This is a genomic window from Parachitinimonas caeni, from assembly GCF_030129945.1.
Classification (GTDB): Bacteria; Pseudomonadota; Gammaproteobacteria; order Burkholderiales; family Chitinimonadaceae; genus Parachitinimonas; species Parachitinimonas caeni.
The window spans coordinates 1-276 of sequence record NZ_JARRAF010000254.1; the positions used below are offsets into that span (position 1 = coordinate 1).

The window sequence follows — 276 nt, forward strand, 5'->3', positions numbered from 1 at the left end:
CGGGTGTAGCCGTTGTCGTAGTAGGTGTATTCCAGCTGCTGGCCATAGCTGCTGGTCTGGCCCACCAGCCGGCCGGCGTGGTTGTACTGGTAGGCGGTGACCCCGCCGCTGGCGTCGGTCTGGCTGATCCGCCGGCCGGCGTGGTCGATGGTCTGGCTGAGCGTTTGCGTCTCGCCCGGACGTTGCAGCCGGCCCAGCAGGTCGAACTCGTTCTGGAGGGCCGACAGCGATTTGGTCTGCACTACCTGTCCGCTCACCTTGCGCTGGGTGAGCAGG

1 pseudogene is annotated in these 276 nt (G+C 66.7%); it reads right to left on the reverse strand.

Annotated features, from left to right (window positions below):
- Positions 1 to 242 (reverse strand): annotated as a pseudogene (locus PZA18_RS24570) (RHS repeat protein); the annotation flags it as partial.
- Between the last annotated feature and the right edge of the window lie 34 nt (positions 243 to 276).